At 34.6% G+C, this 26,962-nt stretch carries 26 protein-coding genes; 16 read left to right on the forward strand and 10 right to left on the reverse strand.

All coding sequences use genetic code 11. The annotated features are described in order from the left end of the window. Positions 1–73 precede the first annotated feature (73 nt). The 4 genes from ACZ2G0_RS01925 to ACZ2G0_RS01940 form a co-directional block, all read right to left on the reverse strand. Positions 74–940 (reverse strand): DMT family transporter, encoded by an 867-nt coding sequence (locus tag ACZ2G0_RS01925; RefSeq protein ID WP_470308763.1) that lies wholly within the window; start codon positions 938–940, stop codon positions 74–76. A gap of 74 nt (positions 941–1,014) precedes the next feature. Then, positions 1,015–1,596: a gliding motility lipoprotein GldD gene (gene gldD / locus ACZ2G0_RS01930; protein ID WP_470308764.1), complete on the reverse strand. Its 582-nt coding sequence runs from the start codon at positions 1,594–1,596 to the stop codon at positions 1,015–1,017. Then, positions 1,589–2,887, reverse strand: a complete 1,299-nt coding sequence (locus tag ACZ2G0_RS01935; RefSeq protein WP_470308765.1) for a gliding motility-associated protein GldE — start codon at positions 2,885–2,887, stop codon at positions 1,589–1,591. Before ACZ2G0_RS01935 ends, gldD begins: the two co-directional genes overlap by 8 nt. 23 nt (positions 2,888–2,910) lie before the next feature. Then, the gene (locus tag ACZ2G0_RS01940; protein ID WP_470308766.1) at positions 2,911–3,351 is read right to left on the reverse strand and encodes a single-stranded DNA-binding protein; all 441 of its coding nucleotides are present in this window, start codon (positions 3,349–3,351) and stop codon (positions 2,911–2,913) included. A gap of 153 nt (positions 3,352–3,504) precedes the next feature. On the opposite strand from ACZ2G0_RS01940, the gene ACZ2G0_RS01945 reads away from it, so the two are divergent. The 4 genes from ACZ2G0_RS01945 (at position 3,505) to ACZ2G0_RS01960 (ending at position 7,200) form a co-directional block, all read left to right on the forward strand. Then, positions 3,505–3,750, forward strand: a complete 246-nt coding sequence (locus tag ACZ2G0_RS01945; RefSeq protein ID WP_470308767.1) for a hypothetical protein — start codon at positions 3,505–3,507, stop codon at positions 3,748–3,750. 57 nt (positions 3,751–3,807) lie between these two features. Beyond that, a complete protein-coding gene (locus tag ACZ2G0_RS01950) occupies positions 3,808–4,596 on the forward strand; it encodes a GLPGLI family protein (protein ID WP_470308768.1) in 789 nt (262 codons plus the stop codon). Next, positions 4,597–5,292, forward strand: coding sequence for a carboxypeptidase-like regulatory domain-containing protein (locus tag ACZ2G0_RS01955; RefSeq protein WP_470308769.1), 696 nt, complete (start codon positions 4,597–4,599; stop codon positions 5,290–5,292). A 132-nt stretch (positions 5,293–5,424) separates the two neighbouring features. Beyond that, a complete protein-coding gene (locus ACZ2G0_RS01960; RefSeq protein ID WP_470308770.1) occupies positions 5,425–7,200 on the forward strand; it encodes a hypothetical protein in 1,776 nt (591 codons plus the stop codon). On the opposite strand, the gene mutY is transcribed toward ACZ2G0_RS01960, so the two are convergent. Further along, the gene (mutY, locus tag ACZ2G0_RS01965; protein ID WP_470308771.1) at positions 7,197–8,237 is read right to left on the reverse strand and encodes an A/G-specific adenine glycosylase; all 1,041 of its coding nucleotides are present in this window, start codon (positions 8,235–8,237) and stop codon (positions 7,197–7,199) included. The two genes, ACZ2G0_RS01960 and mutY, sit on opposite strands and share 4 nt — an antisense overlap. Before the next feature lie 133 nt (positions 8,238–8,370). Here mutY and ACZ2G0_RS01970 point away from each other — a divergent pair, with 133 nt between their 5' ends. Together ACZ2G0_RS01970 and ACZ2G0_RS01975 are read left to right on the forward strand one after the other, a co-directional pair. After that, positions 8,371–8,661 carry an HU family DNA-binding protein gene (locus ACZ2G0_RS01970; RefSeq protein WP_066080765.1) on the forward strand — a complete coding sequence of 97 codons (291 nt, stop codon included), beginning with the start codon at positions 8,371–8,373 and terminating at the stop codon, positions 8,659–8,661. Between the two features lie 343 nt (positions 8,662–9,004). Further along, positions 9,005–10,549, forward strand: coding sequence for a ribonuclease E/G (locus ACZ2G0_RS01975; RefSeq protein ID WP_300285030.1), 1,545 nt, complete (start codon positions 9,005–9,007; stop codon positions 10,547–10,549). Positions 10,550–10,731: 182 nt separating this feature from the next. On the opposite strand, the gene ACZ2G0_RS01980 is transcribed toward ACZ2G0_RS01975, so the two are convergent. Then, positions 10,732–11,175 carry a nucleoside deaminase gene (locus ACZ2G0_RS01980; RefSeq protein ID WP_470308772.1) on the reverse strand — a complete coding sequence of 148 codons (444 nt, stop codon included), beginning with the start codon at positions 11,173–11,175 and terminating at the stop codon, positions 10,732–10,734. A 60-nt stretch (positions 11,176–11,235) separates the two neighbouring features. Here ACZ2G0_RS01980 and ACZ2G0_RS01985 point away from each other — a divergent pair, with 60 nt between their 5' ends. The 3 genes from ACZ2G0_RS01985 to ACZ2G0_RS01995 are packed head-to-tail and all read left to right on the forward strand — an operon-like array spanning position 11,236 to position 15,000. Beyond that, positions 11,236–12,198: an energy transducer TonB gene (locus ACZ2G0_RS01985; protein WP_470308773.1), complete on the forward strand. Its 963-nt coding sequence runs from the start codon at positions 11,236–11,238 to the stop codon at positions 12,196–12,198. Positions 12,199–12,225: 27 nt separating this feature from the next. Continuing rightward, a complete protein-coding gene (locus ACZ2G0_RS01990) occupies positions 12,226–13,992 on the forward strand; it encodes a 1-deoxy-D-xylulose-5-phosphate synthase (RefSeq protein WP_470308774.1) in 1,767 nt (588 codons plus the stop codon). A gap of 39 nt (positions 13,993–14,031) precedes the next feature. Continuing rightward, positions 14,032–15,000 carry a DUF3078 domain-containing protein gene (locus ACZ2G0_RS01995; protein ID WP_300285013.1) on the forward strand — a complete coding sequence of 323 codons (969 nt, stop codon included), beginning with the start codon at positions 14,032–14,034 and terminating at the stop codon, positions 14,998–15,000. Positions 15,001–15,049: 49 nt separating this feature from the next. On the opposite strand, the gene ACZ2G0_RS02000 is transcribed toward ACZ2G0_RS01995, so the two are convergent. Together ACZ2G0_RS02000 and ACZ2G0_RS02005 are read right to left on the reverse strand one after the other, a co-directional pair. Continuing rightward, positions 15,050–17,725: a T9SS-dependent M36 family metallopeptidase gene (locus tag ACZ2G0_RS02000; RefSeq protein ID WP_470308775.1), complete on the reverse strand. Its 2,676-nt coding sequence runs from the start codon at positions 17,723–17,725 to the stop codon at positions 15,050–15,052. A gap of 103 nt (positions 17,726–17,828) precedes the next feature. Next, on the reverse strand, positions 17,829–19,175 hold the full coding sequence (locus ACZ2G0_RS02005) for a deoxyguanosinetriphosphate triphosphohydrolase (protein WP_300285008.1): 1,347 nt from the start codon (positions 19,173–19,175) through the stop codon (positions 17,829–17,831). A gap of 195 nt (positions 19,176–19,370) precedes the next feature. Between ACZ2G0_RS02005 and ACZ2G0_RS02010 the strand changes: the two genes are divergently transcribed. The 7 genes from ACZ2G0_RS02010 (at position 19,371) to ACZ2G0_RS02040 (ending at position 23,767) form a co-directional block, all read left to right on the forward strand. Then, positions 19,371–20,192 (forward strand): helix-turn-helix domain-containing protein, encoded by an 822-nt coding sequence (locus ACZ2G0_RS02010; protein WP_470308776.1) that lies wholly within the window; start codon positions 19,371–19,373, stop codon positions 20,190–20,192. Positions 20,193–20,848: 656 nt separating this feature from the next. Then, positions 20,849–21,007, forward strand: coding sequence for a hypothetical protein (locus ACZ2G0_RS02015; protein WP_173854821.1), 159 nt, complete (start codon positions 20,849–20,851; stop codon positions 21,005–21,007). A 28-nt stretch (positions 21,008–21,035) separates the two neighbouring features. Continuing rightward, positions 21,036–21,569 (forward strand): carboxymuconolactone decarboxylase family protein, encoded by a 534-nt coding sequence (locus tag ACZ2G0_RS02020; protein ID WP_470308777.1) that lies wholly within the window; start codon positions 21,036–21,038, stop codon positions 21,567–21,569. A 28-nt stretch (positions 21,570–21,597) separates the two neighbouring features. Continuing rightward, complete coding sequence (trxA, locus tag ACZ2G0_RS02025; RefSeq protein WP_300284997.1) at positions 21,598–21,918, forward strand: thioredoxin; 321 nt, start codon at positions 21,598–21,600, stop codon at positions 21,916–21,918. A 4-nt stretch (positions 21,919–21,922) separates the two neighbouring features. After that, a complete protein-coding gene (locus tag ACZ2G0_RS02030) occupies positions 21,923–22,351 on the forward strand; it encodes an OsmC family protein (protein ID WP_470308778.1) in 429 nt (142 codons plus the stop codon). A 50-nt stretch (positions 22,352–22,401) separates the two neighbouring features. Beyond that, the gene (locus ACZ2G0_RS02035; protein ID WP_470308779.1) at positions 22,402–22,863 is read left to right on the forward strand and encodes a YHS domain-containing (seleno)protein; all 462 of its coding nucleotides are present in this window, start codon (positions 22,402–22,404) and stop codon (positions 22,861–22,863) included. Positions 22,864–23,023: 160 nt separating this feature from the next. After that, positions 23,024–23,767, forward strand: a complete 744-nt coding sequence (locus tag ACZ2G0_RS02040; RefSeq protein WP_470308780.1) for a hypothetical protein — start codon at positions 23,024–23,026, stop codon at positions 23,765–23,767. 45 nt (positions 23,768–23,812) lie between these two features. Here ACZ2G0_RS02040 and ACZ2G0_RS02045 read toward each other — a convergent pair whose 3' ends face one another. Beyond that, positions 23,813–24,154 (reverse strand): hypothetical protein, encoded by a 342-nt coding sequence (locus ACZ2G0_RS02045; protein WP_470308781.1) that lies wholly within the window; start codon positions 24,152–24,154, stop codon positions 23,813–23,815. Positions 24,155–24,484: 330 nt separating this feature from the next. Then, on the reverse strand, positions 24,485–26,935 hold the full coding sequence (locus ACZ2G0_RS02050) for a ribonucleoside-diphosphate reductase subunit alpha (RefSeq protein ID WP_470308782.1): 2,451 nt from the start codon (positions 26,933–26,935) through the stop codon (positions 24,485–24,487). Positions 26,936–26,962: the final 27 nt, after the last annotated feature.

Genomic DNA, 26,962 nt, shown 5'->3' on the forward strand with positions numbered 1-26,962 from the left:
CAATAAAAAATGGCTGTCGGTTTATAACTGACAGCCATTTTTATTTATATCAAAATGTAATATGTACTATAAACTATTTTTTTGCCGATAAATACACCCCTACTAAAATAATCAAAGCTCCAAAGAATTGAACAATTGTCAACATTTCGTTATCCAGCAATCCCCAAAAGAAAGCTACTACTGGAATCAAATAAGTCACCGAAGTCGCGAAAACCGGCGACGAAATTTGAATTAATTTAAAGAATAGAATATTAGCAATACCCGTTCCTACCACTCCCAAAATCATTATAAAAAAAATAGATTCTTGCGCTTGTGGTACTTGGATAACAGTAGCAAAACCAGTTGAAAACAGAATCACTAAGGACGGAAACAACAAAAACAAAAAGTTCCCTGTAGAAATACTCAATGGTGATAAGTCATGCAAATAGCGCTTGATAAGGTTCACGTTAACTGCGTAGCAAACAGCCGCAATAATAACCAATATTGCATAGTAATAATTTTGATTTGGATGGTTCATCGCCCCATTAAAAACCAACAGCAAGCTACCACAAAGACCAATTAAAACTCCCCACATTTGCCTGCGCTGAAACTGCACTCCAAAAAAAACAGCTCCTAAAACTAAAGTATTTAGCGGTGTTAAAGAATTTAAGATGGCGGTTACTGAACTATCTAATTCGGTTTCAGCAATTGCAAAAAGAAAAGCAGGTACAAAGGTCCCAAATACTGAAGTCAAAGCAATAAATTTCCATTTGTCCTTTGGGATTTTTGATAAACTTTTGAAACCGATTAGCAGCAAAAAGAAAGCAGCAAATACAATTCGCAAGGAACCCACTTGAATTGCTGATAAGCCTAGTAATCCCTTTTTGATTAAAATAAAAGAACTCCCCCAGATTAAGGAAAGTACTATTAGATAACCCCATTTTATTTGTTTTGATTCCATTAATTCAATTTTTTGTCAAAAATCTAATAATTTTATGGAATACCCCTATTTTTTTGAGAAAAATTAATTCAAGACTACTTCCAATTTAGAGTTTCTAATAAGTGCTGCATGTCATTTTTAATATAACTTGCTGCTGGCATAATCGAATCAAAATTGGGTTTTGCGTAGAAATAAACAGTCCCTTGCACGAAATGCTTCGTACTATCCGTTGCATAAAACTGGGAATTTGTCGCTGCATTACCATCAACTTGGTAAAACATACCATAAACTTTCTTTTGCGGATTTAAGTACGGTTGTTCCAAGATATCATCTGCTTTGATTACGTGCTTGTAAGTAAGCGTTTGAGCATCTTTTAACAAGGCATTAATATCATTCTTTACCGGTTGATAATTCAGGTAAATGGTAGCCTTCATTTTAGGATAGGTAATCGTAAGCCCACAATCTTTCTCGGCCTTTATGATCGCATCAGCGTTCATTTCAAAAGTAAACGGACAATTGTTTTCAAAATTAGCGTAAGCCGCCATCGGGTAATCCAATCGCAAATAACTGGACGGCTTAGGAATTACATCATCTTTACAACTCGTCGCTGAAACTAGCAAAATACATCCCAAAATTGCAATTAAAATACGGCTACTGCTATTTTTAAAACTAAGCATCAATAGTAACTTTTATTTGTTTAATTCGTTTTTTATCTACCACTTCTACAGTGAATAAACAGTTTGCAAAACTGATTTTATGTCCTTTGGCAGGGAAATTTCCGGAGATCTCTAAAATAAATCCGGCTAGCGTCTCCGCTTCTCCTTTTCTTTCTTCAAAAACATCTTCATCAACATCAACGACTCTGTAGAAATCCCTTAAATTGACTTTCCCTTCAAAAAGGAAGTTTCTATCATCGATTTGAGAGAAATTTATATCCTCATCATCAAACTCATCACTAATATCACCCACAATTTCCTCGATAACATCCTCTAATGATACTAGTCCTGAAGTACCGCCATATTCGTCAACCACAACTGCTAAATGACTTTTCATACTTTGAAAGTCCTTCAACAAATTATCTAGTTTCTTATTTTCAGGAACAAAAAAGGGCTCTCTGATTAAAGTTACCCAATCAAAATCGTCTTTGTTCAAATGGGGCAGTAAATCTTTAACAAATAAAATTCCTTCTATTTGATCGATATTGTCGCGGTAAACCGGAATTCTGGAGTATCCTTTTTCAATTATTTTAATGTAGATCTCTGCAAAAGTCTCTGTTATTTCTAATCCAAAAACATCGATTCTAGGACTCATTACCTGCTTGGTATCGGTATTACCAAATGAAACAATTCCTTCTAATATTTTTTGCTCTTCGCTTGAAGTATCATCAGATGACGTTAATTCTAATGCTTGAGACAGTTGGTCTACAGAGAAATTTGTTTTTTGCTTTCCGAGTTTATTGTGCAAATAAACCGTTGAATTTCGCATTGGGATACTAATTGGCGACAAAACACTATCTAAAAACGAAATTGGCAAAGCAACAATACTAGCAAATTTCAAGTTGTTTCTACTGGCATATACTTTGGGCAAAACCTCGCCAAAAAGCAACAATAAAAAAGTCACTACGATAACTTCTAAAATAAATTTTAAAACAGGTGAGGTAACTGCGGCAAAAAGACCGCCTCCAATAAAGGAAAACAAAATTACAACGCCAATATTAATAAAGTTGTTTGCTACTAATAAAGTTGCCAAAAGCTTTTTGGGCTTACTAAGAAGATCCACTAATATTTTCCCTTTGGTAGGATTTGCTTGAACTGATTCATCAAGGTCTTTTTGCGTAAGCGAAAACAAGGCTACTTCGGCACCTGATACTAGGGCCGAGAAAAAAAGCAATACAGCTATTCCGGCAAAACCAAACACTAGATCGAAATCAATAGCGTATGCAAAATTTAAACTGGGCTCTGGGTCCAAATTAAAAAAGATTAGTTAAACAATCAAAACGGCAAATCATTGATAGGTAAGCCGTTATTCTGGGGGTCAAAGTTAGTGTTTTTTGGCGATTCAGTGCCGGGAATTTGTTTGTTGTTTTCATTGCCTTTTTTAGTGGTCAAAAAAGTAAATTCCGTTACTTGTATTTCGCTTGCGTATTTTACGGTACCATCCTCTGTTTGCCATTGACGTGATTTGATACGACCCTCTACATATATCTTATCCCCTTTACTTAAATACTTCTCGCACATCTCGGCTGCTTTATTGCGCACAACCAAATTATGCCACTCCGTGGAAGTAATTTTTTCGTTGGTTGTTTTATTAATATACACTTCATTCGTTGCCAATTGAAAACGACCAATGCAATTTCCTGCATCAAAATAGTGCATTTTAACATCATCACCTAAGTGACCAATAAGCATAACTTTATTTAAGGTTCCGTTCATTATAATAAGTGGTATTTAATCAAAGATACATTTTTTTTGTTTTAAAAAAATAAAAATAAAATTAGGAAAAGTAAGATGTTTTTTTTTATTTGTGAAGCTTTATAAGTCACAATTATTATCTAACAATTATAAATTATTATTATTATTATTATCATGAAAAAACCACTAATTTTAGCAGCAATCGCATTTATTACCTTGAATTCCTTCTCAGTAGTCGAGAAGAAGAAAAATAACATAGAAGAGGACACTAGGCTTGTTACTTGGTACTATTCATGTAACGACGGAACAGGACACACCGGATCATTTTTAGCATCAGAAGGAACAACGAAGGAAGACGCTCAGGTTGTTGCGTCCAGAATTTGCTCTGACAGAAGAGATGCTCACATTTCAGCTGAATAACATTTAAATTTTACCCGCCTTATAAAGCATTTTTTTTTAAATTCTTAACTTACAATAATGAAAATAAAAATTATTTTTTTTCTGCTCTTATTATCCAATATTACTTTTTCTCAAAACAAAGGTCTGGTTAATTACGGTTACATCGAATCCTTACAAGAAGGAAACGCTAAAGGAGCCGACAGCAATGCATACCTTGTATTCAATAAGGAGCAATCGTATTATGTTACCGCAAAAGACAGTTTAGAGAAAGCATCAAAAATCAACTCGATAACAGTTTATAATAAAAAATACGAAGGAAAAAGAGAGTACACTGGAAAACGCAGTGTACAAGGAGATCAAGTGGTTTATAACATCAAGAAAAACACGATTTGGTCAAATTTGTATTATGACGAACACATCTATATGAAAGAAGAGGCAACTGCTTTAAATTGGCAACTTAGTAATGAAACAAAAAAAATTGGTGATTTTTTATGCAAAAAAGCAACTGTTTTTTTTAGAGGCCGTAATTATACTGCCTGGTATACTACTAAAATTGCCATTCCATTCGGACCATGGAAACTTCACGGCTTACCTGGACTCATCGTTGAAGCTTATGATACCGACAAAAAAGTATTTTGGTATTTTAAAAATGCAGAATATCCCTCAGATACGAAACAAAATGTAACTTTTATCATGAAATCAAAAGGAGATAAAGCAATACAATTCGTAGATTATGAAAGTTTTAAAAAATTCAGATTAGATCGTCAAGAGGAAGCAATTGCCGTGAATAGAATGAATCAAAAAAACTTTAAGGGAATTGTATTCGTAGACCCTAAAATCTCTGAAATGTTTGTAGAATTTGAGTAAATGAAAAAAATATTTTTGCTTTTAATTCTGATTCCTGTATGCTCCTTTGGCCAGCTTAATAGCATAGAGGGGAAAATCATAGACCAAAATAATAAAGGAGTGGCAAACGCCTCCGTTATAGTTTCAGATCTATTTGAAAACATTTTAGCATATAAACGGACTGATAATCAAGGACAGGTTGAATTAAATTTCGACAATAAAAACATTACAATTGTCAAAATTGAAATTTCTTGCTTAGGATACGTAAAACAAGAGTTTGAATACAATTTAGTAAACAATAACAATCGAAAATTTTCAATTAAACTGCAGGAAGATAATGAAGTTCTGAAAGAGGTTATTATTCGTACCGATCAAAAAATAAGAATCAATCAGGACACTACTTTTTTAAAAGTATCAAAATTTACAAATAATACCGAACAAACACTAGAAGATGTACTAAAGAAATTACCGAGTATAAAAGTTGAAGCAGATGGTAGTATTAGAGCTCACGGAAAAATAATCAACAAATTACTTTTAGATGGGGATGATCTTTTTGATAAAAATTACAAAATACTATCAAAAAACTTAGACGCCAAAGTCCTAGATGAAGTACAAATTTTAGATAATTTTGAAGAAAATCCGATATTAAAAAAATTGTCGGATTCAGACAAAGTTGCATTAAACATTAAATTTAAAGAAGGTTTTTCAAATATATAGTTTGGTAGCGTTACTGGTGGACTTGGAACAAAAAACAGATTTAAAGAAAGTTTAAATCTGGGCTTGTTACGAAAAAAAATAAAGTTTTTTTACTTCGGAGATTATAATAACATTGGCGAAAAATCAACAAGCTTGATTATCGGTAACCAAGAATCTATAGATTTTTCAGATTTTATGGGTAGAATCGAGAAAAGAGCAAAAGGTTTGTATTCTATTGACAGCAACGATAACAATCAATTTAATACTTCCCAAAGTTTATTTAATAAGGCACTACTTAATTCCTTAAGCGTAAGTACTAAACTAACCGATAAAATCAAATTAAGAGCTGTAGCATATTATTTAAATGATATTCAAAATCAAAATTCTCTAGCATTAACAGAGTTTAACATTGAACCCAACCCTATTTTTCTCTCGGAAAACAATAAGTATAAAAATAGTAAAACTTTAGCTTCAACCGAATTAGAATTAAAATATTTTGCAACCGAAAAAAGCTATTTTACAAATTACTTTTCTTTTCAAAACAACCCCGAAAAGATTTTAAATAATGTGTTGTTTAACGAAAATCAAATTGATCAAAATTTAAATAATAAAAACCAATCATTTTATAATCATCTTCAAAACACTTTTTCATTAACCGAGAATACAATTTTAACCAATTATTTTTATTTTGGCGATAGCCGGATAAACCAAAATGTTATTATTAAATCTGACCCACTAAACGATTTCTTAGCAAGCAATTCGAATCAAAAAATCAGACTAAATACAAGCAATCAACTCACTTATTTTGGTTTCAAAACATCACTGTTGATTAAAAAAAACAACTTGGAAAGCAACTCAACCCTAACAATAGAAAACGAAAACGAAAGATTTATTAGTAATTTATCAAATACTAGCAATACTGAATTCTTAGACAACAATATCCCTTTTGATAAAAAAAACATAAACCTAAATCAAAAATTAAAATTCATAGTTAGTAATCGTTTTCAAATAACATCAAACTTTAATGTAGCACAAACCAACATTAATGAGCAAGATTTTATTTTAATAAATCCTAATTTACAATTTGAATTTTTCTTAAAGCGATTGGGGCGCTTTGGATTTAACATTGACTATAACTCAAAGCTACCGCAGACTAACCTATTGCTCGCTAGCAATCAATTAAATTCTTATCGAAGTTTCATAAAAGGAGAGCAAGAAATACGTCGTATCTATGGAAATACCGTTTCATTAAACTACTCTCTATTCAATACTCCCAAACGCTTTTCAGTAGAAGCCTCTCTTTTGTATTTCAAAACAGCAACAGTTTATAATATAGCGAGCACACTAAACCAAAATATAAACCAATACAACTACTTTATATGCAAAGGAGGAGAAAATACAATGGCAACCATTGGACTTACCAACTATTTCAAAAAATTAAAACTGGCTACGCGACTTGAAACGAATCAAAATTGGGCTGTAACGCCAATAAAAGTAAATTCGGATGCTATCGACTTAATTCAAAATTATTATGCTACATATAAAGTTTCCGGCACTACTTTTTTCAAAAAATTTATTAATTTAGACTTAGGATATAATTTGAATATTTTTGAATCAAATTATAAATCAAACACTAATAGAACTACTACTTCAGATATATACATCAATATCAATCACACCTTTAAAGAAATTTGGGTTACCGAATTAAAATACAGCTTTTATAATCTGGACAATCAAAATTATACGTTCCTAAATACTGCTCTAAATTATAATCCTGTTAAAAGTCCGTTTTCCTATTCAGTTGTGCTAAACAATCTTGCAAATGAAGAAACCTACTCAGCGCAATCTATTAGTTCCTTTGCTTCTTACAAAACCATGATTGATCTTGTTCCCAGATATATTCTATTTTCCACAAAATATAGATTTTAAAAAGCCTCCTTTTCAATAAAATTATGAATTACAATTGGGAAAGGATATGTTTTCAACTCAGCAGCACGAATTGCTCCGTCAATTGCTACCGATAGCTTTACTTTCCAAAATTTGATATACAAATGTTGATGTGATAACTTATGAAGAATACTATTACTGTTACATTCTTCAACACTAATAACATTGGACGCGGTAAAAAGCTCCTTAGTAATTTGGTTTGAAATCGTGTCAAAATCTTCCTCTTTATCGGTTTCTAGTAGTGGAAACTCATATAAATTATGCCAAATACCTTTAGCTGTTCTCTTATTAATAACAATATTATCATCAACATCAGCGACCACAATATAATTAAAGTAGCGATTGCGAACTTTGATCTTCTTTGACTTCACCGGCAAATCACTCACTTTGCCTTTTTGCAAGGCGGCACAACTACTATTAAAAACGCAAACACTGCAGTTAGGGTTTTTAGGAACACATTGCAAGGCTCCAAATTCCATTATAGCCTGATTAAAAGAAGCGGGATCCTTCGCAGGTATTAACGCTAAGGCGAGCGCAGCAAATTCTTTTTTGGCTGAAGCCAAAGCAATATCTGTTTCCACATCAAAATAGCGAGACAACACTCTAAAAACATTTCCGTCTACAACGGGGACTACTTCATTATAGGAGAACGAGGCAATAGCAGCAGCGGTATACTCTCCCACTCCTTTAAGATCGAGAAGGTCTTTGTAAGTTTTTGGGAAAACCCCGTTTAGCTCAAAAGCGATATGTTGTGCGGTTTTATGAAGGTTGCGCGCTCTAGAATAATACCCTAAACCTTGCCATAATTTCAGTACTTGTTCTTCATTGGCTTTAGCCAAATCAAAAACAGTAGGAAAAGCGCTTGTAAAAGATAAAAAATAAGGCGTACCTTGCGCTACTCTCGTCTGTTGTAACATGATTTCTGAGAGCCAAATTGGGTAAGGATCAGTAGTATTACGCCACGGTAAATCGCGTTTATTTTGTAAATACCACTGAATAAGAACATTAGAAAATTTCACAGTTAATTATTTGATTGCAAAAGTAAAAGTTTATGTGATTAAAATTTAATGAATTAGCTTGAATAATTGTTTTTTAAATTCCTATATTTGCAAACTCAAAAAAATTATTACAATATAATAAATAAGGAAGAAAATGACGAAAGCAGATATCGTAGCAAAAATTTCAGAAAAATTAGGTCTTGAAAAGGGTGATGTTCAAGCAACAGTAGAGACTTTTATGAATGAAGTTAAAAATTCATTAGAGACTGGAGACAATGTATATTTAAGAGGTTTTGGAAGTTTCATCGTGAAAACAAGAGCTGAAAAAACAGGTAGAAATATTTCTAAAAATACAACTATCAAAATACCTGCACACAACATTCCTGCATTTAAACCTGCAAAAGTTTTTGTAGAAGGAGTAAAAACAAATAACGAAGCAAAATAATATTATTAATCATAAAATCTAAACGATTATGCCAAGTGGTAAAAAAAGAAAGAGACATAAGGTAGCTACGCACAAAAGAAAAAAAAGAGCGAGAGCTAACCGTCACAAAAAGAAAAAGTAGTTTTTAACTACTTTTTTCTTTTTAAACGTAAACGTTCATTGAAATTGAAAATTAGCACACAGTCAGCCGTTAGTAGTATTCAGCCCGCTGATTATTACTTTTACAAAACTGCCAGCTAGTTTTCCCCGGGTACAATACCTGTTAAATTATTGTTTAATCCATCCCTACAATTAGCTTGTGGCCCAATGCCCAATGCCAAAAAGTTCGGATAAAAATTTACAAATGAATAAAGAATTAATCATTAGATCTAGTTCTGATTTCGTAGATTTTGCCTTATTAAAAGATGGAAAACTAATTGAATTACACAAGGAAGAAGAAAAAAGCAACTTTCAAGTAGGTGATATTTTTATTGCCAAAATACGAAAACCCGTTGCTGGACTTAACGCTGCTTTTGTAAATGTAGGCTTCGAAAAAGATGCCTTTTTACACTATCATGATCTAGGTCCTAATTTAACTTCTCAGTTGAAATTCATAAAACTTGTAAGCGCAGGTAAAATAAAAGATTTCTCCCTAAAAAACTTTCAGTTTGAAAAAGAGATAGACAAAGATGGAACCATTACCGAGGTAATAAACGCCAATCAATCTATCTTAGTACAAGTAGTAAAAGAACCAATATCAACCAAAGGGCCAAGAATTAGCGCTGAGCTTTCTCTTGCCGGTAGGTTTATTGTTTTAGTTCCTTTCTCTGATCGGGTTTCTATTTCTCAAAAAATAGAAGATCGTAAAGAAAAAGACCGACTCAAAAAACTTGTACAATCCATCAAACCAAAAGGATTTGGTGTTATTGTTCGTACAGTAGCCGAAGGCAAAAATACAGCCGAATTAGAAAAAGATTTGCAGAACCTGCTTAGCAGATGGACTGCAATGTGTAAAAAATTACCAACTGCTCATCATCCGTCAAAGGTTCTAGGGGAACTCAATAGAGCATCTTCTATCCTTAGAGACGTGTTTAATGATACTTTTACGAGTATTCAAATTGATGATGAAGAGTTGTACAACCAAACAAAGGATTACTTGCAAGAAATTGCACCATCCAAACAATCAATTGTAAAGTTTTATCAGTCAAATGATACGCCTATTTTTGAGAAATACAACATAGAGAGACAAATCAAAACTTCTTTTGGAAAAACAGTATCCATGAGTAAAGGGGCTTATCTTATTATTGAACATACTGAAGCTTTGCACGTTATAGACGTAAACAGCGGAAACCGTTCAAATAAGGCCTCTAATCAAGAGGACACTGCCATGGAAGTCAATATGATTGCCGCTGCTGAAATCGCTAGACAATTGCGTTTACGAGATATGGGCGGAATAATTGTAGTTGATTTTATCGACTTGTCTAATCCCGAAAACCGCAAAACATTGTTCGAATTCCTACGGGAAGAAATGAGCGACGATAAAGCAAAACACAAAATCTTACCTCCTAGTAAATTTGGATTAGTCCAAATCACACGACAAAGAGTAAGACCCGAAAGAAATATAAAAACTAGAGAAGAAGATCCAAACGATGTAAATGGCGAAATTGAAGCGCCAATAATTATCATCGACAAAATCATATCTGATTTAGAAGGAGTATTAAAAAACCATAAAAAAGTAGTACTTAATGTACACCCTTTTGTGGCCGCATACCTTACCAAAGGTTTTCCATCATTACGTTCAAAATGGTTTCTTGAACATAAAAAATGGGTGAAAATTATACCTCGTGACGCTTACACGTATTTAGAATATCATTTCTTTGATAAACAAGGAAATGCTATAAAAGACTAAACATCAAACCGCTTTTCGCAAGATTAGCGGTTTTTTTGTGTTTTATCGGCAAGAAAAAGTGTCATCCTGAGCGCAGCCGAAGGAAGGAGCTATTTCCCGCTATCCGCTGCAATCTTTTATCCCTAAAAGTGGGATAAAAGGATTTCCACTTCTATCGGGGCTAGGAAATAAAAGTGGGACACCTACTTCCTCTTTTCTGCAAAAAATCGCTTCATTAAACTAGAAGCTTCTTCAGCCATAATTCCAGACACAACAGTAGTTTTAGGATGTAGTTGCGTTCCCATTTTAATAAAACCTCTTTGTTCATCTCGAGCACCAAAAACTATTTTGGTAATTTGACTCCAATACAAGGCTCCAGCACACATTTGGCAAGGTTCCAAAGTCACATATAGCGTACACTCTTTCAAATATTTTCCGCCCAAGTAATTGGCTGCAGCGGTTATGGCTTGCATTTCAGCATGAGCAGTTACATCATTTAATAGCTCCGTTAAATTATGAGACCTTGCAATAACCGTATTGTTGACAACAACAATAGCACCTACTGGAATCTCGCCTTTTTCAAAAGCCATTTCAGCTTCTTGCAAAGCTTTTTTCATAAAGTAATCGTCAGTGAAAATATTTTCCATAGAGCAAAAGTAGCGCTTTACAATTTATTTTTTAGTACTTTTAAATATTGAAATTCAAAAATGAAACGAACATATAAAATCAATATTCCTGAACCTTGCAACGAAGATTGGAACAAAATGACTCCAACTAATAATGGAAAGTTTTGTACTAGCTGCGCTAAGACTGTTGTTGATTTTACTACAATGCTGCCCGATGAAATAGCGCACTATTTTCAAAAAAACACAAACGTTTGTGGAAGATTCAAGAGCTCTCAATTGAATTCAATTACAATTCATATTCCAATACAAACTTTATACAGTCAAACACAGTATAACAAATTGTTCTTATTAGCTCTATTCATTACTATGGGAACTACGCTATTTAGTTGCAAAAACGACGATGGTATAAAGCAAAAGATTGATAAAATCGAAATTACGAACGACATCGTAAGCAGTGAAACCACACCTTCACTTACTCCAAAACCTGCTGATTCGTTGCAAAATAAAACACCGCTCTCAAAAAAAACACCACAAGCAAAGTTCAAAAAACATAGAGCTACAACTTATAACGAACCAGTATCGAAAAAAGAACAATCAACAAATGATAAAAAGGTAATTTACGAAGATAACACTGCTTATGGCGTTATTGGACTTAGCGTCTATCCAGATTACAAGGGAGGTATTGCCAAATTCTATTCCTTTATTAAAGATAATTACAAACAAGTTATCAATAATAAAAGCTTAAAAGGAGAAATTGAAGCTACTTTCGAAATTGACCAAGATGGAACCTTAAATGATGTAACAATTATTAAAGGACTAAATAGCACTATCAACCAAGAATTAAGAAGAGTACTGAAGTCATCACCTGAGTGGTATCCCGGAGAACAAAATGGTAAAAAAAGAAACTGCAAATTTCAATTATCAGTCAGTATTAAACCAGACACTATTAAAAAGTCTTTTTTTAGAACCCAAATTTTAACCCAAATTGACTCTTTAGAAATTAAACAAATTACAAAGTACGAAAACAACATGTTTACACATTAAAAATGTAATTTTGTCTTTTGAAAAACAATGAAGAATAACCTGCTATCTACTATCATCAACCCAACCGATTTACGCCAACTTGACGAAGGGCAACTTCCTCAGTTAGCTAAAGAATTACGTGATTTTATTATTGATATTGTTTCAGCAAAAGAAGGACATCTTGGCGCCAGTCTGGGAGTAGTCGAACTTACCATCGCTTTACATTATGTTTTTAACACTCCTAAAGATCTTTTGATTTGGGATGTGGGCCATCAAGCTTATGGTCATAAAATTTTGACAGGCCGAAGAGAAAATTTTGACACGAACAGGCAGCTCAATGGTATTTCTGGTTTTCCAAAAAGAAGTGAAAGTGAATACGATGCTTTTGGCGTAGGCCACTCTTCTACAGCCATATCAGCAGCACTAGGAATGGCAATTGCTTCTAATTTAAATGGCGATTACGATAAGCAACATATTGCAGTAATTGGAGATGCCTCCATAGCTGCAGGGATGGCATTCGAAGGTCTAAACCATGCTGGAGTTACTGATGCCAATTTACTAGTAATTCTTAACGATAACGCTATAGGAATTGACCCAAGTGTAGGCGCTTTAAAAAATTACTTGACTGCTGTAAAAACGGGTACCAATCCTAGACAAAACAACATGATTAAGTCCTTGAATTTTGATTATTCAGGACCCATAGATGGACATGACATTCATGCTATCATCAAAGAGTTAAAACGATTACAAAAGATCAAAGGACCTAAGTTTCTCCATATTATCACAACCAAAGGGAAAGGCCTAAAACAAGCCGAAGAAGATCAAGTGAAATACCACGCTCCAGGCAAATTTGACCCAATTTCAGGAGAAATTCATTCTAAATCAGAAGAAAACCTTCCACCGAAATACCAAGACGTATTTGGTCTTACCATTTTAGATTTAGCCAAAACGAACAAAAAAATAATTGGAATAACACCAGCAATGCCATCGGGTAGCTCTCTAAAATTCATGATGGAAGCCTTGCCTGAACGCGCTTTTGATGTGGGTATAGCGGAACAGCACGCAGTAACCCTAGCTGCTGGAATGGCCACCCAAGGAATGATCGTTTATTGCAATATTTACTCGACTTTTTTGCAGCGCGCTTATGACCAAGTAATTCATGATGTAGCGATACAAAATTTACCAGTAATTTTTTGCTTGGATCGCGCAGGTCTTGTAGGCGAAGATGGTCCAACGCACCACGGGCTGTATGATATCGCTTATTTACGATGTATTCCTAATTTAATAATCTACTCGCCTCTAAACGAAATAGCACTTCGAAATATTCTATACACGGCCCAGCTAGGTTTAAATCATCCAATCGCAATACGATACCCCCGCGGAAGAGGCGTTACTGTTAATTGGATACAACCTTATGAAATCATTACAATTGGAAAAGCAAATTGCCTAGTTCACGGTACTGAAACAGCCGTGCTGTCCAATGGGCCAATAGGCAATAATGTTTCACTTGCAATAGCTAATTTAGGACATCCAAATACCGTAGCTCATTACGATTTTGCATTCGTAAAACCGCTAGATGAAGAAGAACTACACCGCATTTTCCGTGCTTTTAAAAAAATCATAACGATTGAAGACGGAACCATTATAGGCGGATTTGGTAGCGCTATAGCTGAATTTGCTACTCGATACAATTACAAAGCGCAACTTCTAACATTAGGTGTTCCTGATTCTTATATCGAGCAAGGAACCATATTAGAACAACAACAATTTTGTAAAATCGACGTTAATTCATTAGAATTACTGCTTTCTAACTAAAACAACCAATCACCAAAAGACGTTAAAAAAAGAGTCATAATGAAATTTATACCTATTACTTCCCTACTAATCATATCCCTTTTTTCCACTAATTTATTCTCCCAAAAAATAATCACCACTCTAGAAGGTTCTTTAAAGCAACCAAAAGATACAGTCTCCCATTGGGCAAAAAAAAACACGATTGGATTTGATATAAGCGAAATCGCTTTTGTTAACTGGAATGCAGGGGGTACTAGCTCGGTTTCAGGATTGTTAAAAACAAAATTCAGCCGAATATATACAACAAGCAATTACAATTGGTCAAATGAACTCATAATGCGTTATGGACTTAATAAGCAAGACGGAGTCGAACTTAGAAAAAGTGACGACGTTTTTTTATTTAGTTCTGCTTTTGGGTATAGAAAGGACACCTTGTCAAATTGGTATCATACAGCTAAGTTTAATTTCAACACGCAATTCACTAATGGATACGCTTATCCAAATACGGAAAAAACGATTTCGAGTCCATTTGCTCCAGCTTATGTTTTCATAGGATTAGGAGCTGAGTACGCCTCAAAGAAAAAAGATGAATTATTATATCTATCGCCTTTTACCTCTAAAATGACCTTTGTTCTAGACCAAAGATTAGCCAATCAAGGGGCTTTTGGAGTAACCAAAGCAATTTACAATACCGATGGAAGTTTGAATAAAGAGGGAGAAAAATCAAAAATAGAACTCGGCTTTTTATTAACCGGATATTATAAGAAGCAAGTCGTTAAAAATGTAATTATGGAGAATCGTTTGAGTTTATACTCTGATTACATTAATAATTTTGGTAATATCGATGTGGATTATAATGTGGCCTTTGATTTAGTTGTCAATGAATACATTCGAACAAATATAGGTCTTCATGTTATTTATGATGACGATATTAAATCCAAAAAAAATATCGACGGAGAACAAGTAACCTTAGGCGCTAAAACACAGTTCAAACAAATGTTAGGCGTAGGTGTTGTTTATCAATTTTAAAAAAAAGCCGGTTTTGTAGTAGTACAAAACCGGCCTTTTTATTCTATTTCTAGTTAAGAATAATTTTCTCAACAAAGTTTAATGATTCTCCTGTTACCTTAAGAAGGTAAATTCCTGAAGTGATAGCACTTAAATCAATACTTTTTTGACCATTAAAATCAACATTTTTAGCACTGTAAATCTGTTTTCCAGTAATATCGATTAGCTGAACGTCTACAGTTCCAAAATATTTATTAATTTGAATGTTTACAATTCCATTTGAAGGATTTGGATAAACCTTCATCACGTCCTCGTTATCAAAATCAGTTATTCCAAGAGTCGTACAATTAGCACCAGCAACAGGTCTTGTAAAATCCTCTACTTGATCGTTACCAATGTTTCCATCACCAGCAGATGCATTTACACCTAGTCCTCTGGCAGCAAAAACCTCCCATATCATACAAAAATCTTTACCACCCGTAGTTGCTTGATCAGCAGCAATTAAAGCATTACGTGCTGTAACAAAAGTTGGACTACAAGGCATCATTTTTAAGCCATCTATAACCAATTGCATTATCTTATTATTTCCACCGTTACCCGTATACTTATTGTCATTGTATCCATATTTATTTATGTAAGCCCATGTTAAGTCCCACAACATTGTCGCCCAAACAGACCCTACACCATGAACTGATGTTGATTCTACGCCGTTAGTATCATAGGTGGTAAAACCATTAGTAAAGGCATATGTCATTGGATTCAAAGTTCTATCAGTTGAGTAAACGTAATTTCTAATACCCAAACCATCAGTATCTTGAGAAGATACAAATGTACCTATTCCTCTTTTAGACTTTCCTGAATCTCCTGGTTTTAATTGCATCATTAGCGCAAACCAGTCAGACCAACCCTCGCCCATTTGGTCTTTATTGTTTAAACAGCTGGAGTTACTAGCGCCACCTGCTAATCGAGTTGATATACCATGTCCATACTCGTGAGAAATAATACCATTATCAAAATCCCCATCACTATTTATAAATTGAGCAGTTTGCAATTGTATTTTTACATTTACAGCCCCAATTTTCATCTGATTAATAATATTTTCTCCGATAGTACTAGTTACGCTAATTGCTGGTATTCTAATTACTGCATCTGCCCCAGACATTGCAAGATTCTCGGGTTCACTATTCACAACAATTACAGCGATAGCTCCTGCATTTTGAGCCGATTTTACCTTTTCAACAAAAGAACAATTTCCTCTTCTTAATATAACTATCTTTCCCTGCATTGCTGCGGTATTTCTTGGTAAACCACATGCAAAAGAGGTATCACCAGAACTATCTAAATACAACACTAAATCAGATTGAAGTAAATCAGGTGCCACAGGTAAATTGACACGTCCTGGGTTAAATACATTTTGAGTTGCAACATATGTACCTGCAATGTTTGAAGGCGAAGTAACAATTAATGGTTTAATTTCAGGGCTTCTGTTCCATAAAAACATTTGCATTTTTCCTTTCAATCCATCCCTTGGAGTCGAAAAATTAGCGTTGTTTAAACTAATAGTTTCAGCAAGTGATCCGTCCTGAGCTTCGGCGTTCACATAATCACCTTCTACTCCTCCTTTTTGATAGTTGTTCTCCTGAAAATTACCGTTAACTTCATTAAAACCATATTGATACCATACATCATGCATGATATTGTTCATATAAAATAAATTTGTGTTCGCTGCATTAATGTATGATGATGCCTCTACACTAGTTCCTCCGTAAGGAAAATCAAACACCAATCCTAATCCACCGTCTGGGCTGGAACCATCGTCTTTATTTGTTCCTAAAAAATCATCTTTAGCCCAAACATTATTACCTCTAGTAATATAATATTCAGCCCCAGCAACGCCATTGGTATCATGCCATCCAAAAGGAGAAGCTTTACTATCTGCAGGATCTGTAATTAATTGTCTACTTGTATGGTTAGGACTCTCGTAATTAAACGGAATCACTCGATACGACCCTCCGCCAACAACTGCAGTTGCAGCAGGAGAGAATATTTGCTTGTACGAATTATCAAAATTCAGGAACGACCCGCTTGCAGTTTCGCTAGTTTGACTTAAAGCACCTTCTCTATCAAATTGACATGATATAACTAAATCGTTTTTCTCTAAAAGAGCTCCATTCAATGCGTCAATTCTAACACTCCATAAATGATCATGCTTAGGAGTTTCGATTGTCAAATCCCAAGCTAACATTAATTTACCATCGCCAGCTTGATGGTACACCAAATTCACTTCAATTGGCTCATGATTAGTTACCTTATCATTAATTTTAAACTTATTTTGACTTACTTTTTCAACAGCTGTACTCGTGTTTACCTCAGTAATTCCCAATAGCGAATATGCTTTGGACAATGCGGCCACTGCTGATAGTTTGGGGGTTACCCCGTTTATCTTTCCTGAGACATTCGCAATGAATTTCTTATCCGTATCTACTACTTTCTTGTCCTTTATAGCGAAATTAGTTACCGCCCTAAAAATTTCAATTCCGTTGTATCTTTGAATTACATAATTGCTATTTATGTTGGTACTACTTGATGTCGCTTCACTTTGAATAGACCAATCTTGGACATCATTTTTGGATAGACCAAATTTAGATGTGTTTGAATTTAAATAATTTTGGATTACGTCTTTATTTGACTGCGAAAATGTTAACACAGAAATCAATAAAAAAGCAATAAGAGTAATTTTTCTCATATGATGTATACTAGTTATAGGTAATTATAAAAGCGAAATTACTGATTTTCACTCGATTTAGCAACTATAAAGCGACGCTTTTGTCTATTAAAATATTAAATAGCTACTCTTTCTTTCTTCCTTTGATGGTCTCAAATAATTCTAATGCATTTCCATCTGTTAGTAATGAAATATAATGGCAGATGTGCAAAAGTCTTTCATAAAGATTCTCTTTTTCAAGATGATGCTTTTCAGGTAATAACTTTAAAATTAAAGCATCGTAATTCGAAGCATTGTCGTTGTACTTATTATCGTATGCAGTGATAAATGTATCCAGCAAAGTCTGAATAATTTGATAACCCACAATTTCTTTCTCTACTACCTCTCTACTTTGGTAGATATTATTAACACTAATTTTAATAATATCATCCATTTGTGCTTTGTACTTACTTTTATCCATTAATGCAAAAGGAAATTTCCCTGCTAAAATAGCCTCTTCATTTTCAGTAAAAACCTTTACTGCGTCACTAATTAAACTCCCAATAGCCAGGGCACGTAAGTAACTAATTCGATCCTCCTTTGTCTCTAATGACTTATATTTAGAGGTATCGATGCTATCTTTCACTAGTTTAATCAAATATTCCAAGGCAAAATCCTCAGACACCAATCCTAAATTGATCCCGTCTTCAAAATCAATAATCGTGTAACAAATATCATCGGCGGCTTCTACAAGGTAGGCTAAAGGATGTCTTTCATATCCAATATCATTTCCTGTTTTATTAGGAATCAATCCCATATCATCAGCCACCTCTTGAAAAAACGGTTTGTCAATTTGAAAAAAACCATACTTTTTATCAGCAATGTTTCTCGTTGGCTTCTTTGGTAAACTTTCTTTAGGATACTTCATAAAAGCGCCAAGTGTGGCATATGAAATCCTTAGACCTCCTTCAATTCCTGGTCGGCTTCCCGTTAAAACAGTAAATCCATTCGCATTTCCTTCAAAATCGATTAAGTCTTGCCACTCTTTGCTTGAAAGCTGTTCCTTGTACTTTTTACCCTTACCAATAGAGAAATATTCTCCAATTGCTTTTTCTCCAGAATGGCCAAAAGGAGGATTTCCAATATCATGCGCCAAAGAGGCCGCAGCTACAATAGCGCCAAAATCATTCATTTGGTAACCATGAACTTCTTGTAAATGAGGATATTTTTCAATTATCTTCTTACCTACTAACCTTCCTAGAGAACGACCAACCACAGAAACCTCCAAACTATGCGTCAAACGGGTGTGTACAAAGTCGGTTTTAGAAAGCGGAATCACCTGTGTTTTATCTTGCAAACTTCTAAAAGCTGCCGAGAAAATAATACGGTCGTAATCTACTTCAAATCCTAAACGGGTGTCATCTTGCTCAATACGTAATCGTTTACTTGTGTCGCCTTGGCGTTTTAATGATAAAAGTTGTTCCCAGTTCATGCTGTTGTTTTCGAATTTGAATAATTAGACTATTTTTCAAAGATAAAGAAATAGCCCTAAGATAAAATAGCTTTCACATTATTTATCAAGCGAACAATTACGCCAAAACGACCTATCTTTGTATTTAATAACTGTTACCACTGTTTAAAAAACCGTTCCTTGCAACAAGGGAAAATTCATATTTAACAACCCATTATGCTCTACACAGGTCAACTCAATGAATTTATACGTTTAGCCGAAATTGACAATACCAATTGTGATTTACTCAAAGAAAAAATCACAGATGGCTTGACCGTTATTTGGGCTTTGGATGAATTAAAAATTAAAGTAGACGGTAGCGAGCATACTTTCCCGACCAATACGGTTTTGTTTTTAACTGAGTACCATAAAGTAGAAGTTTTAAGCGTAAACAGTGCGCGATTAATTCGGTTCAATAGAGCTTTTTACTGCATTGCAGATCACGATAGCGAAGTTGGTTGCAAGGGGATTTTGTTTTTTGGAGCGTCACAATTTCCGAAAATTGCTATTCCTGATGCCGAATTAGAAAAATTCGATATTCTTTGGAAAATGTTTGCCATCGAAATGGTTTCTAAAGACGATTTGCAAAACGATATGTTACAAATGATGCTCAAACGCCTACTCATATTATGCACCCGCGTGTTCAAAGAGCAAACGGAGTTAACAACATTTGACAAAAACCAATTGGATATTGTTCGCGAATACAACTACTTAGTCGAAAGCAATTTTAAAACCAAACACCAAGTGGCAGACTACGCCGAAATGCTGAATAAAAGTCCGAAAACCTTATCGAATTTATTCAAAAAATACAACGAAAAGTCACCTTTGCAAATCATTCAAGACCGCACCATCCTTGAAGCACGCCGATTATTGCGCTATTCTGACAAAAGCATCAAAGAAATCGCTTACGAAATAGGCTATGAAGACATTCAGTCCTTCAGCCGCTTTTTCAAGAAAGCAGAAGGCGTTTCTCCATCCGATTTTAAGAAGGCTTTATAAATCTGTTTTTTCAGGAGCTAATCCGGCTATCCGCTCTATCTTTTATACTGAACCCCAGCATAAAAGGATGCCGCTTCTATCCGGGCTAGGACGTTTTTTCTTTCGATCACATCTGCTTTTCATTTCCTAATTTGTCAGATCGAGCAGAGTCGAGATTTGATATTGGTTCTTTACTCCGCTAAAATTTACTTTTGATAATCTAATATCAAAATACCGCGTCTTTGTCATTCCGACGAAGGAGGAATCTCAGCCGTTGCTCACATTATTTGCTATTGTTATATTTTTTCGATCGTCAAAAAGTCAAATCATGTAAAGACAACTAGTAGTCTTTATACCTTCAAATGAGTGTGATTGCTTCGTGCTTGGCACTCACTCCCATTCTGAATTGTAATCGGCAAAGACAAAACGCCGTCACTTAGCCCCGATTGCAGTGGAAATCCTTTTTATTCGCCGCGGCGAATAAAAAGATTGCAACGTAAAGCGGGACGGATTTTCTTGAAAGCACTTCACTTTCTGCTCCTAAAACTATCAAAAAGCTCGTTTTTTACTCATAAAAACACCAAAAGGGAAGAATGAACAACTCAACGGGAAATGCGACCTAACTTAAAGGCCTTCTTTCGTCGCACCTTTGTACCATCAAACTGAAACAACCAATTATGAGAACAATACAAACACTTATTACAGGATTTAAAAACGCTTTTAACCTGAACCAAACAAAAAAATCACCGCAATTGATTGCAGTAACTCAAGCAGATTTTTGTCAGAATATGGCAATCACCGATTACTACTGTAACGAAAGCAACTTATTTATATAAATATTAATTCACAAAAAAATAAAAAATTATGTCAAATTTCAACGTACCAACAAGAGAAGAAGTATCATCAAACAATCAAGCAATTTTTGATAACCTAGAAAAAGGGTTAGGTTTTGTTCCTAATTTATATGCTTATTTCGCCAAAAGCGAAACGGCTCTAGGTGACTATTTAGCACTTCAAAACAGAAAAAGTAGCTTAAAAGCTAAAGAAAGAGAAGTAGTAAACTTGATCACTAGCCAAATAAATGGTTGTAATTATTGCCAGTCGGCTCATACTGTTTTAGGAAAAATGAATGGCTTTACGGATGACCAAGTACTAGAATTACGCAGAGGATCTGCTGCATTTGATAGTAAACTAGACGCTTTAGTAAAATTCACAGCGTCAGTGGTTGAAAACAGAGGGAAAGCAACTGCAGCATCTAAAACAGCATTTTTTGAAGCTGGTTATACTGAAGTAAACATGATTGACGTAGTGGTAGTAGTAGGTGACAAAATCATTAGCAATTACATTCACAATCTAGCTGATTTTGCAATTGATTTTCCACTTGCACCAGCACTATAATTTTTAATTAATCCTAAAAACCATTAAAATGATACAACATTTAAACAAAAACAATTTTGAAGCAACCATTAATAGTAACGATGTCGTACTAGTAGACTTTTTCGCAGACTGGTGCGGACCATGCAAGGCTTTGCATCCTGCTCTTGAAGCATTAGCAACTGATTTTGATGGTAAAGCGGTTATTTCGAAAATCAATGTTGACGAACAACCAGAGCTTGCAGCACAATTTAAAGTAAGAAGCATTCCTGCTTTATTCTACTTTAAAAATGGAGAAATTGTAGGTACTCAAAACGGTGTACAAAGCAAGTCTATAATGACAAGTCACCTTCAAAACATTATAAAAAGCTAAGAAAATGGGAAAAAAAATAAACATCAAAAACCTACCTACGGGATACCAATCTCTGATTACAAACGGTAGACATGCGATTGTGGGTGACGAGCCTACAAATAGCAAAGGAACTGATTTAGGGTTCTCACCTGAGGATTTAATCTTATCCAGTATTGCAATGTGCAAAGTGGCAACGGTGCGATACATTGCTCGAAAAAACAACTGGACAATAGGCGAAGTAGACGGCGAATTCGAACTTAATGTGAAACGTGGCGAAGGAGGAAAACTGACCTCAAACGTTACTGCAAAAATTAAAATTGAAGGTGACCTAACTGCTGAACAAAAAGCAGAATTGTTAAAACAAGCCGACGCTTGCTATGTACACCGCATGATTGAAGGCGAGTGGAATATTGAAAATGCTCAAGAGCTAATTACCGAAGCGGTTACAGCTTAACATACAACAGAAATACAAACTTACACATAGAAATAATTAAAATCAAAAACATGAAAAATTTAAAATCAACATTAGTAGTAGCATTTATTGCTTTATTTTCAAACGGAGTATTTGCACAAGTGGATGCTATTGACAAAACAGGTTTAGCAATAGGTGGTTACGATGTAGTTGCATACCAAAAAGACCACAAAGCAATGAAAGGAAGCGCTAAATTTGCAGAACAAAACGAAAAGGTTACTTATTACTTTGCATCTAAAGAAAATGCAAAAGCTTTTAAAGCAAACCCTAAAAAATACGTACCACAAGTAAACGGTTACTGCGCTTGGGGTGTAGCTGAAAAAGATTCTAAATTCTCTATCAATCCTGAAACTTTTAAAATTGTAAATAACAAATTGTATTTATTTTTTAATGGCGATTTTAATGGAACACAAGTCAATACGCTTGATATCTGGAATAAAGACGAAGCCAAATACTTAGGGATGATCGACAAAAAATGGGATACGATCAAATAATAAATACCACAATTATATACCACCACAAAATTGGACACAAAGGGTTTGGCTTTAATGAGCTAAACCCTTTGTTGTATGGGAATAAAGCAGAGAATACTTTCTGAAAATGCTGTTTTTTTGGTACTTTTGACAAACTGATAGTAAATAAATCGTTTTTGTAATGAAAAAATTCTTCAAAATAACTGCTTCCATTATTGTAGTTCTTGCCATTGTTTTAGCAGTCTTTTTATATTTCACGAGTAAACCGCTGCCAAAAGGAGATGCGGGAAGCAAAGCCGAAATACTTACTGATAAAATTCAAGAAGCAATCAATCAAAAAGCTTGGGAGTCGACCGCCGCGGTTGCTTTCACTTTTAGAGGAAGTCATCATTATCTTTGGGATAAAAAGAACAACTTGGTTCAAGTAAAATGGGGTGAAACTAAAGTGATTTACAATACAAAAACATTGCAAGGTCTAGCTTATAAAAATGACAAACCTCTAACTGAATCTGATAAAATAGACGCTATAAAAAAGGGAAATGATTATTTTAATAATGATTCATTTTGGCTAATCGCACCCTTTAAACTACGTGACGCAGGAACCACTCGAAGCCTTGTCATGCAGGACAATCAAGAAGCCTTGATGATTACTTATGCCTCTGGCGGCAGTACTCCCGGAGATTCGTATGTTTGGCTTGTAGATAAAAATTATGTTCCAAAAGCATGGAGAATGTGGGTAAGTATTATTCCCGTTGGTGGCATAGAAACGAGTTGGGAGGACTATATCACATTTTCTAATGGAGTTAAAATCGCTACATTGCACAGAGGCTTGTTGGACCTAAAATTAGAAAATATACAAATCGGACAATCGATAGAAGAGATTAATAAAGGCATTAATCCGTTTATAGCTTTACTGAATAACTAGTATTAGGTGCGTATTAATTGAATATTCATTCATGAGAATAGCCAATTAATGATTAAGCATTGTTTCCTCGTTATATTGATTAGCATACGCATTGTTATTAAAGAATAATTCAGCAGCGGCATTTTTAATTTCTAACCAATTAACTTGAGCCAAACTTAAATTCAAACGATAAGAGATCACTAATTTTTCTAAAACGTGCTTTTGAACGGTGTTCATAAAAACGGTATCTGCAATAAAAAGTCGGTTGAACTCTATAAAAAAAGCAAGAATAAATAATTCGATATTACTTGCTTGCTTCGAATAAATAATTACATCATTCATGCAAGTTGCACAAACTAAATGAATACTTTTTTTAATTATTTGTTTGATATAGTGGACTGCTTTCATAATACTGCTTTTTGATTTAACAAATATACATAGCAGTAAGACGCTAACTTTTATAGGATTTTTAGAAAGTGTTATGAGATTGTTGTAAAATGCTCTTGTGACGTTTACAATTCATATTATTGCGTTCATTTACTCTCCGACATCAAATCAAATTCGGGATCACTAGCCCTGATTGCAGTGGAAATCCTTTTTTAAAATTTGTACTTCGACATGCTCAGTATGACAAATTTTAAAAAAGATTGAAACGTAAAGCAGGAAATAGCTCCTAAAAACAAAACAGCTACCAAAATAAATTGATAGCTGTTTTTTATATTTAAGTTGGATTGGTAATTAAGACCCACACATTTCACATTCATCAGGACCAGCATTTTTTGCTAATTCGATCATGGCTTTGTATTCATCTGCAGTCATCTCTACTCCTACAGCCACTGGCTCATTCAAAGTTGCAATCGACTCTAATCTTGCAGAGGCTTGTACTTGTACTTGCTCTTTTACTTCGATAGGCGCTGCCGCTTTATCATTGTTTAAGGTAAACTTAATCGCATCAACAGCTGCTTTTGTTCTCAAGTAATACATTCCCGTTTTCAAACCTGACTGCCATGCATAAAAGTGCATTGAGGTTAGTTTAGAGTAGTTAGCATTTTGCATGAACAAGTTCAATGATTGCGATTGATCTACGAAATACCCACGCTGACGTGACATATCAATAATATCTTTCATAGACATTTCCCAAACTGTTTTGTACAATTCTTTCAAGTCTTGCGGGATATTTAAATCTTGAACCGATCCGTTGTTACGCATCAATTCTTGTTTCAATGTTTCATTCCACAATCCTAGCTCTACTAAATCGTTCAATAAGTGTTTGTTTACCACGATAAACTCACCTGAAAGCACACGACGTGTATAGATATTAGACGTGTATGGCTCAAACGCTTCGTTGTTTCCTAGAATTTGAGAAGTCGATGCAGTTGGCATAGGTGCTACTAATAAAGAGTTACGAACACCATGCTCCATTACCTCTTTACGCAACGATGCCCAATCCCAACGACCTGATAATTCTTCGTCTTTCATTCCCCACATGTTAAACTGGAATTCTCCTTTTGACATTGGCGAACCTTCAAAACTAGAATATGGTCCTTCTACTTTTGCCATCTCCATAGAGGCGGTTACAGCAGCAAAGTATAAAGTTTCAAAAATTTCTTGATTTAGTTTTTTAGCCTCGTCAGAGGTAAATGGTAAACGCAACATGATAAAAGCATCTGCTAATCCTTGTACCCCAAGACCTACTGGTCTGTGACGTTTGTTAGAATTTTCAGCCTCTTTAACTGGATAGTAATTTCTATCAATTACTTTGTTCAAGTTTTTAGTCACACGCTTTGTAACCGTGTAAAAAGTATCGTGATCAAATTTCCCGTTTTCAACAAACATTGGTAACGAAAGTGACGCTAAATTACAAACCGCAACTTCATCAGGAGAAGTGTACTCCATGATCTCCGTACATAAATTAGAAGAACGAATTGTTCCTAAATTCTTTTGGTTTGATTTACGGTTAGCCGCATCTTTATATAACATGTATGGTGTTCCAGTCTCGATTTGAGATTCTAGAATTTTCTCCCACAATTCATGTGCTTTTATTGTTTTTCTACCTTTACCCGCTTTTTCATAGCTTTCGTATAATGCTTCAAATTCATCTCCATAAACATCGTACAATCCAGGACATTCGTTAGGACACATTAAAGTCCAGTTTCCGTCCTCTTGCACACGTTTCATGAATAAATCAGAAGTCCACATTGCAAAGAATAAATCTCTTGCACGCATTTCCTCTTTTCCTGTGTTCTTTTTCAAGTCTAAGAAATCAAAGATATCCGCATGCCAAGTTTCGATATAAATAGCAAAACTACCTTTACGTTTTCCTCCACCTTGATCTACGTAACGCGCCGTATCATTAAACACACGTAACATAGGAACGATTCCGTTAGAAGTTCCGTTTGTACCACGAATATACGATCCTGTAGCACGCACGTTGTGAATTGCTAAACCAATTCCGCCTGCTGATTGCGAAATTTTTGCCGTTTGTTTCAACGTATCATAAATTCCGTCAATACTATCGTCTTGCATTGATAAAAGGAAGCAAGATGACATTTGAGGTTTTGGAGTTCCTGCGTTGAATAAGGTTGGCGTTGCGTGTGTAAAGAACTTTTTAGACATTAAGTCGTAGGTTTCTAAAACAGCATCAAGATCATCTAAGTGAATCCCTACTGATACACGCATTAACATATGTTGTGGTCGCTCAACAATTTTCCCGTTTATCTTAAGCAAATAAGAACGTTCTAATGTTTTGAAACCGAAATAGTCGTAATTAAAATCTCTATTGTAAATGATATGTGAGTCTAAAAACTCTGCATTATCAACAATTACTTTGTAAACCTCATCCGAGATTAACGGAGCGTATTGACCGTTTCTTGGGTTTACATAGTTAAACATTTCAGTCATCGTCTCTGAGAACGACTTTGTTGTATTCGAGTGCAAGTTCGAAATCGCGATTCTTGCTGCTAATTGTGCATAATCAGGATGCGCAATCGTCATCGACGCTGCTGTCTCTGCAGCTAAATTATCTAATTCTGACGTAGAAACCCCATCATAAAGCCCTTCAATTACTCGCATTGCTACCTTAACTGCATCTACCAAATCATTCAAACCATAGCATAGTTTTTTAATTCTATCTGTGATTTTGTCAAACATTACAGGTTCTTTGCGGCCATCTCTTTTTACTACGTACATACTTTTTTGTTTTTTTTTTTAAACAGA

It is taken from the genome of Flavobacterium sp. KKT103 (assembly GCF_055640565.1).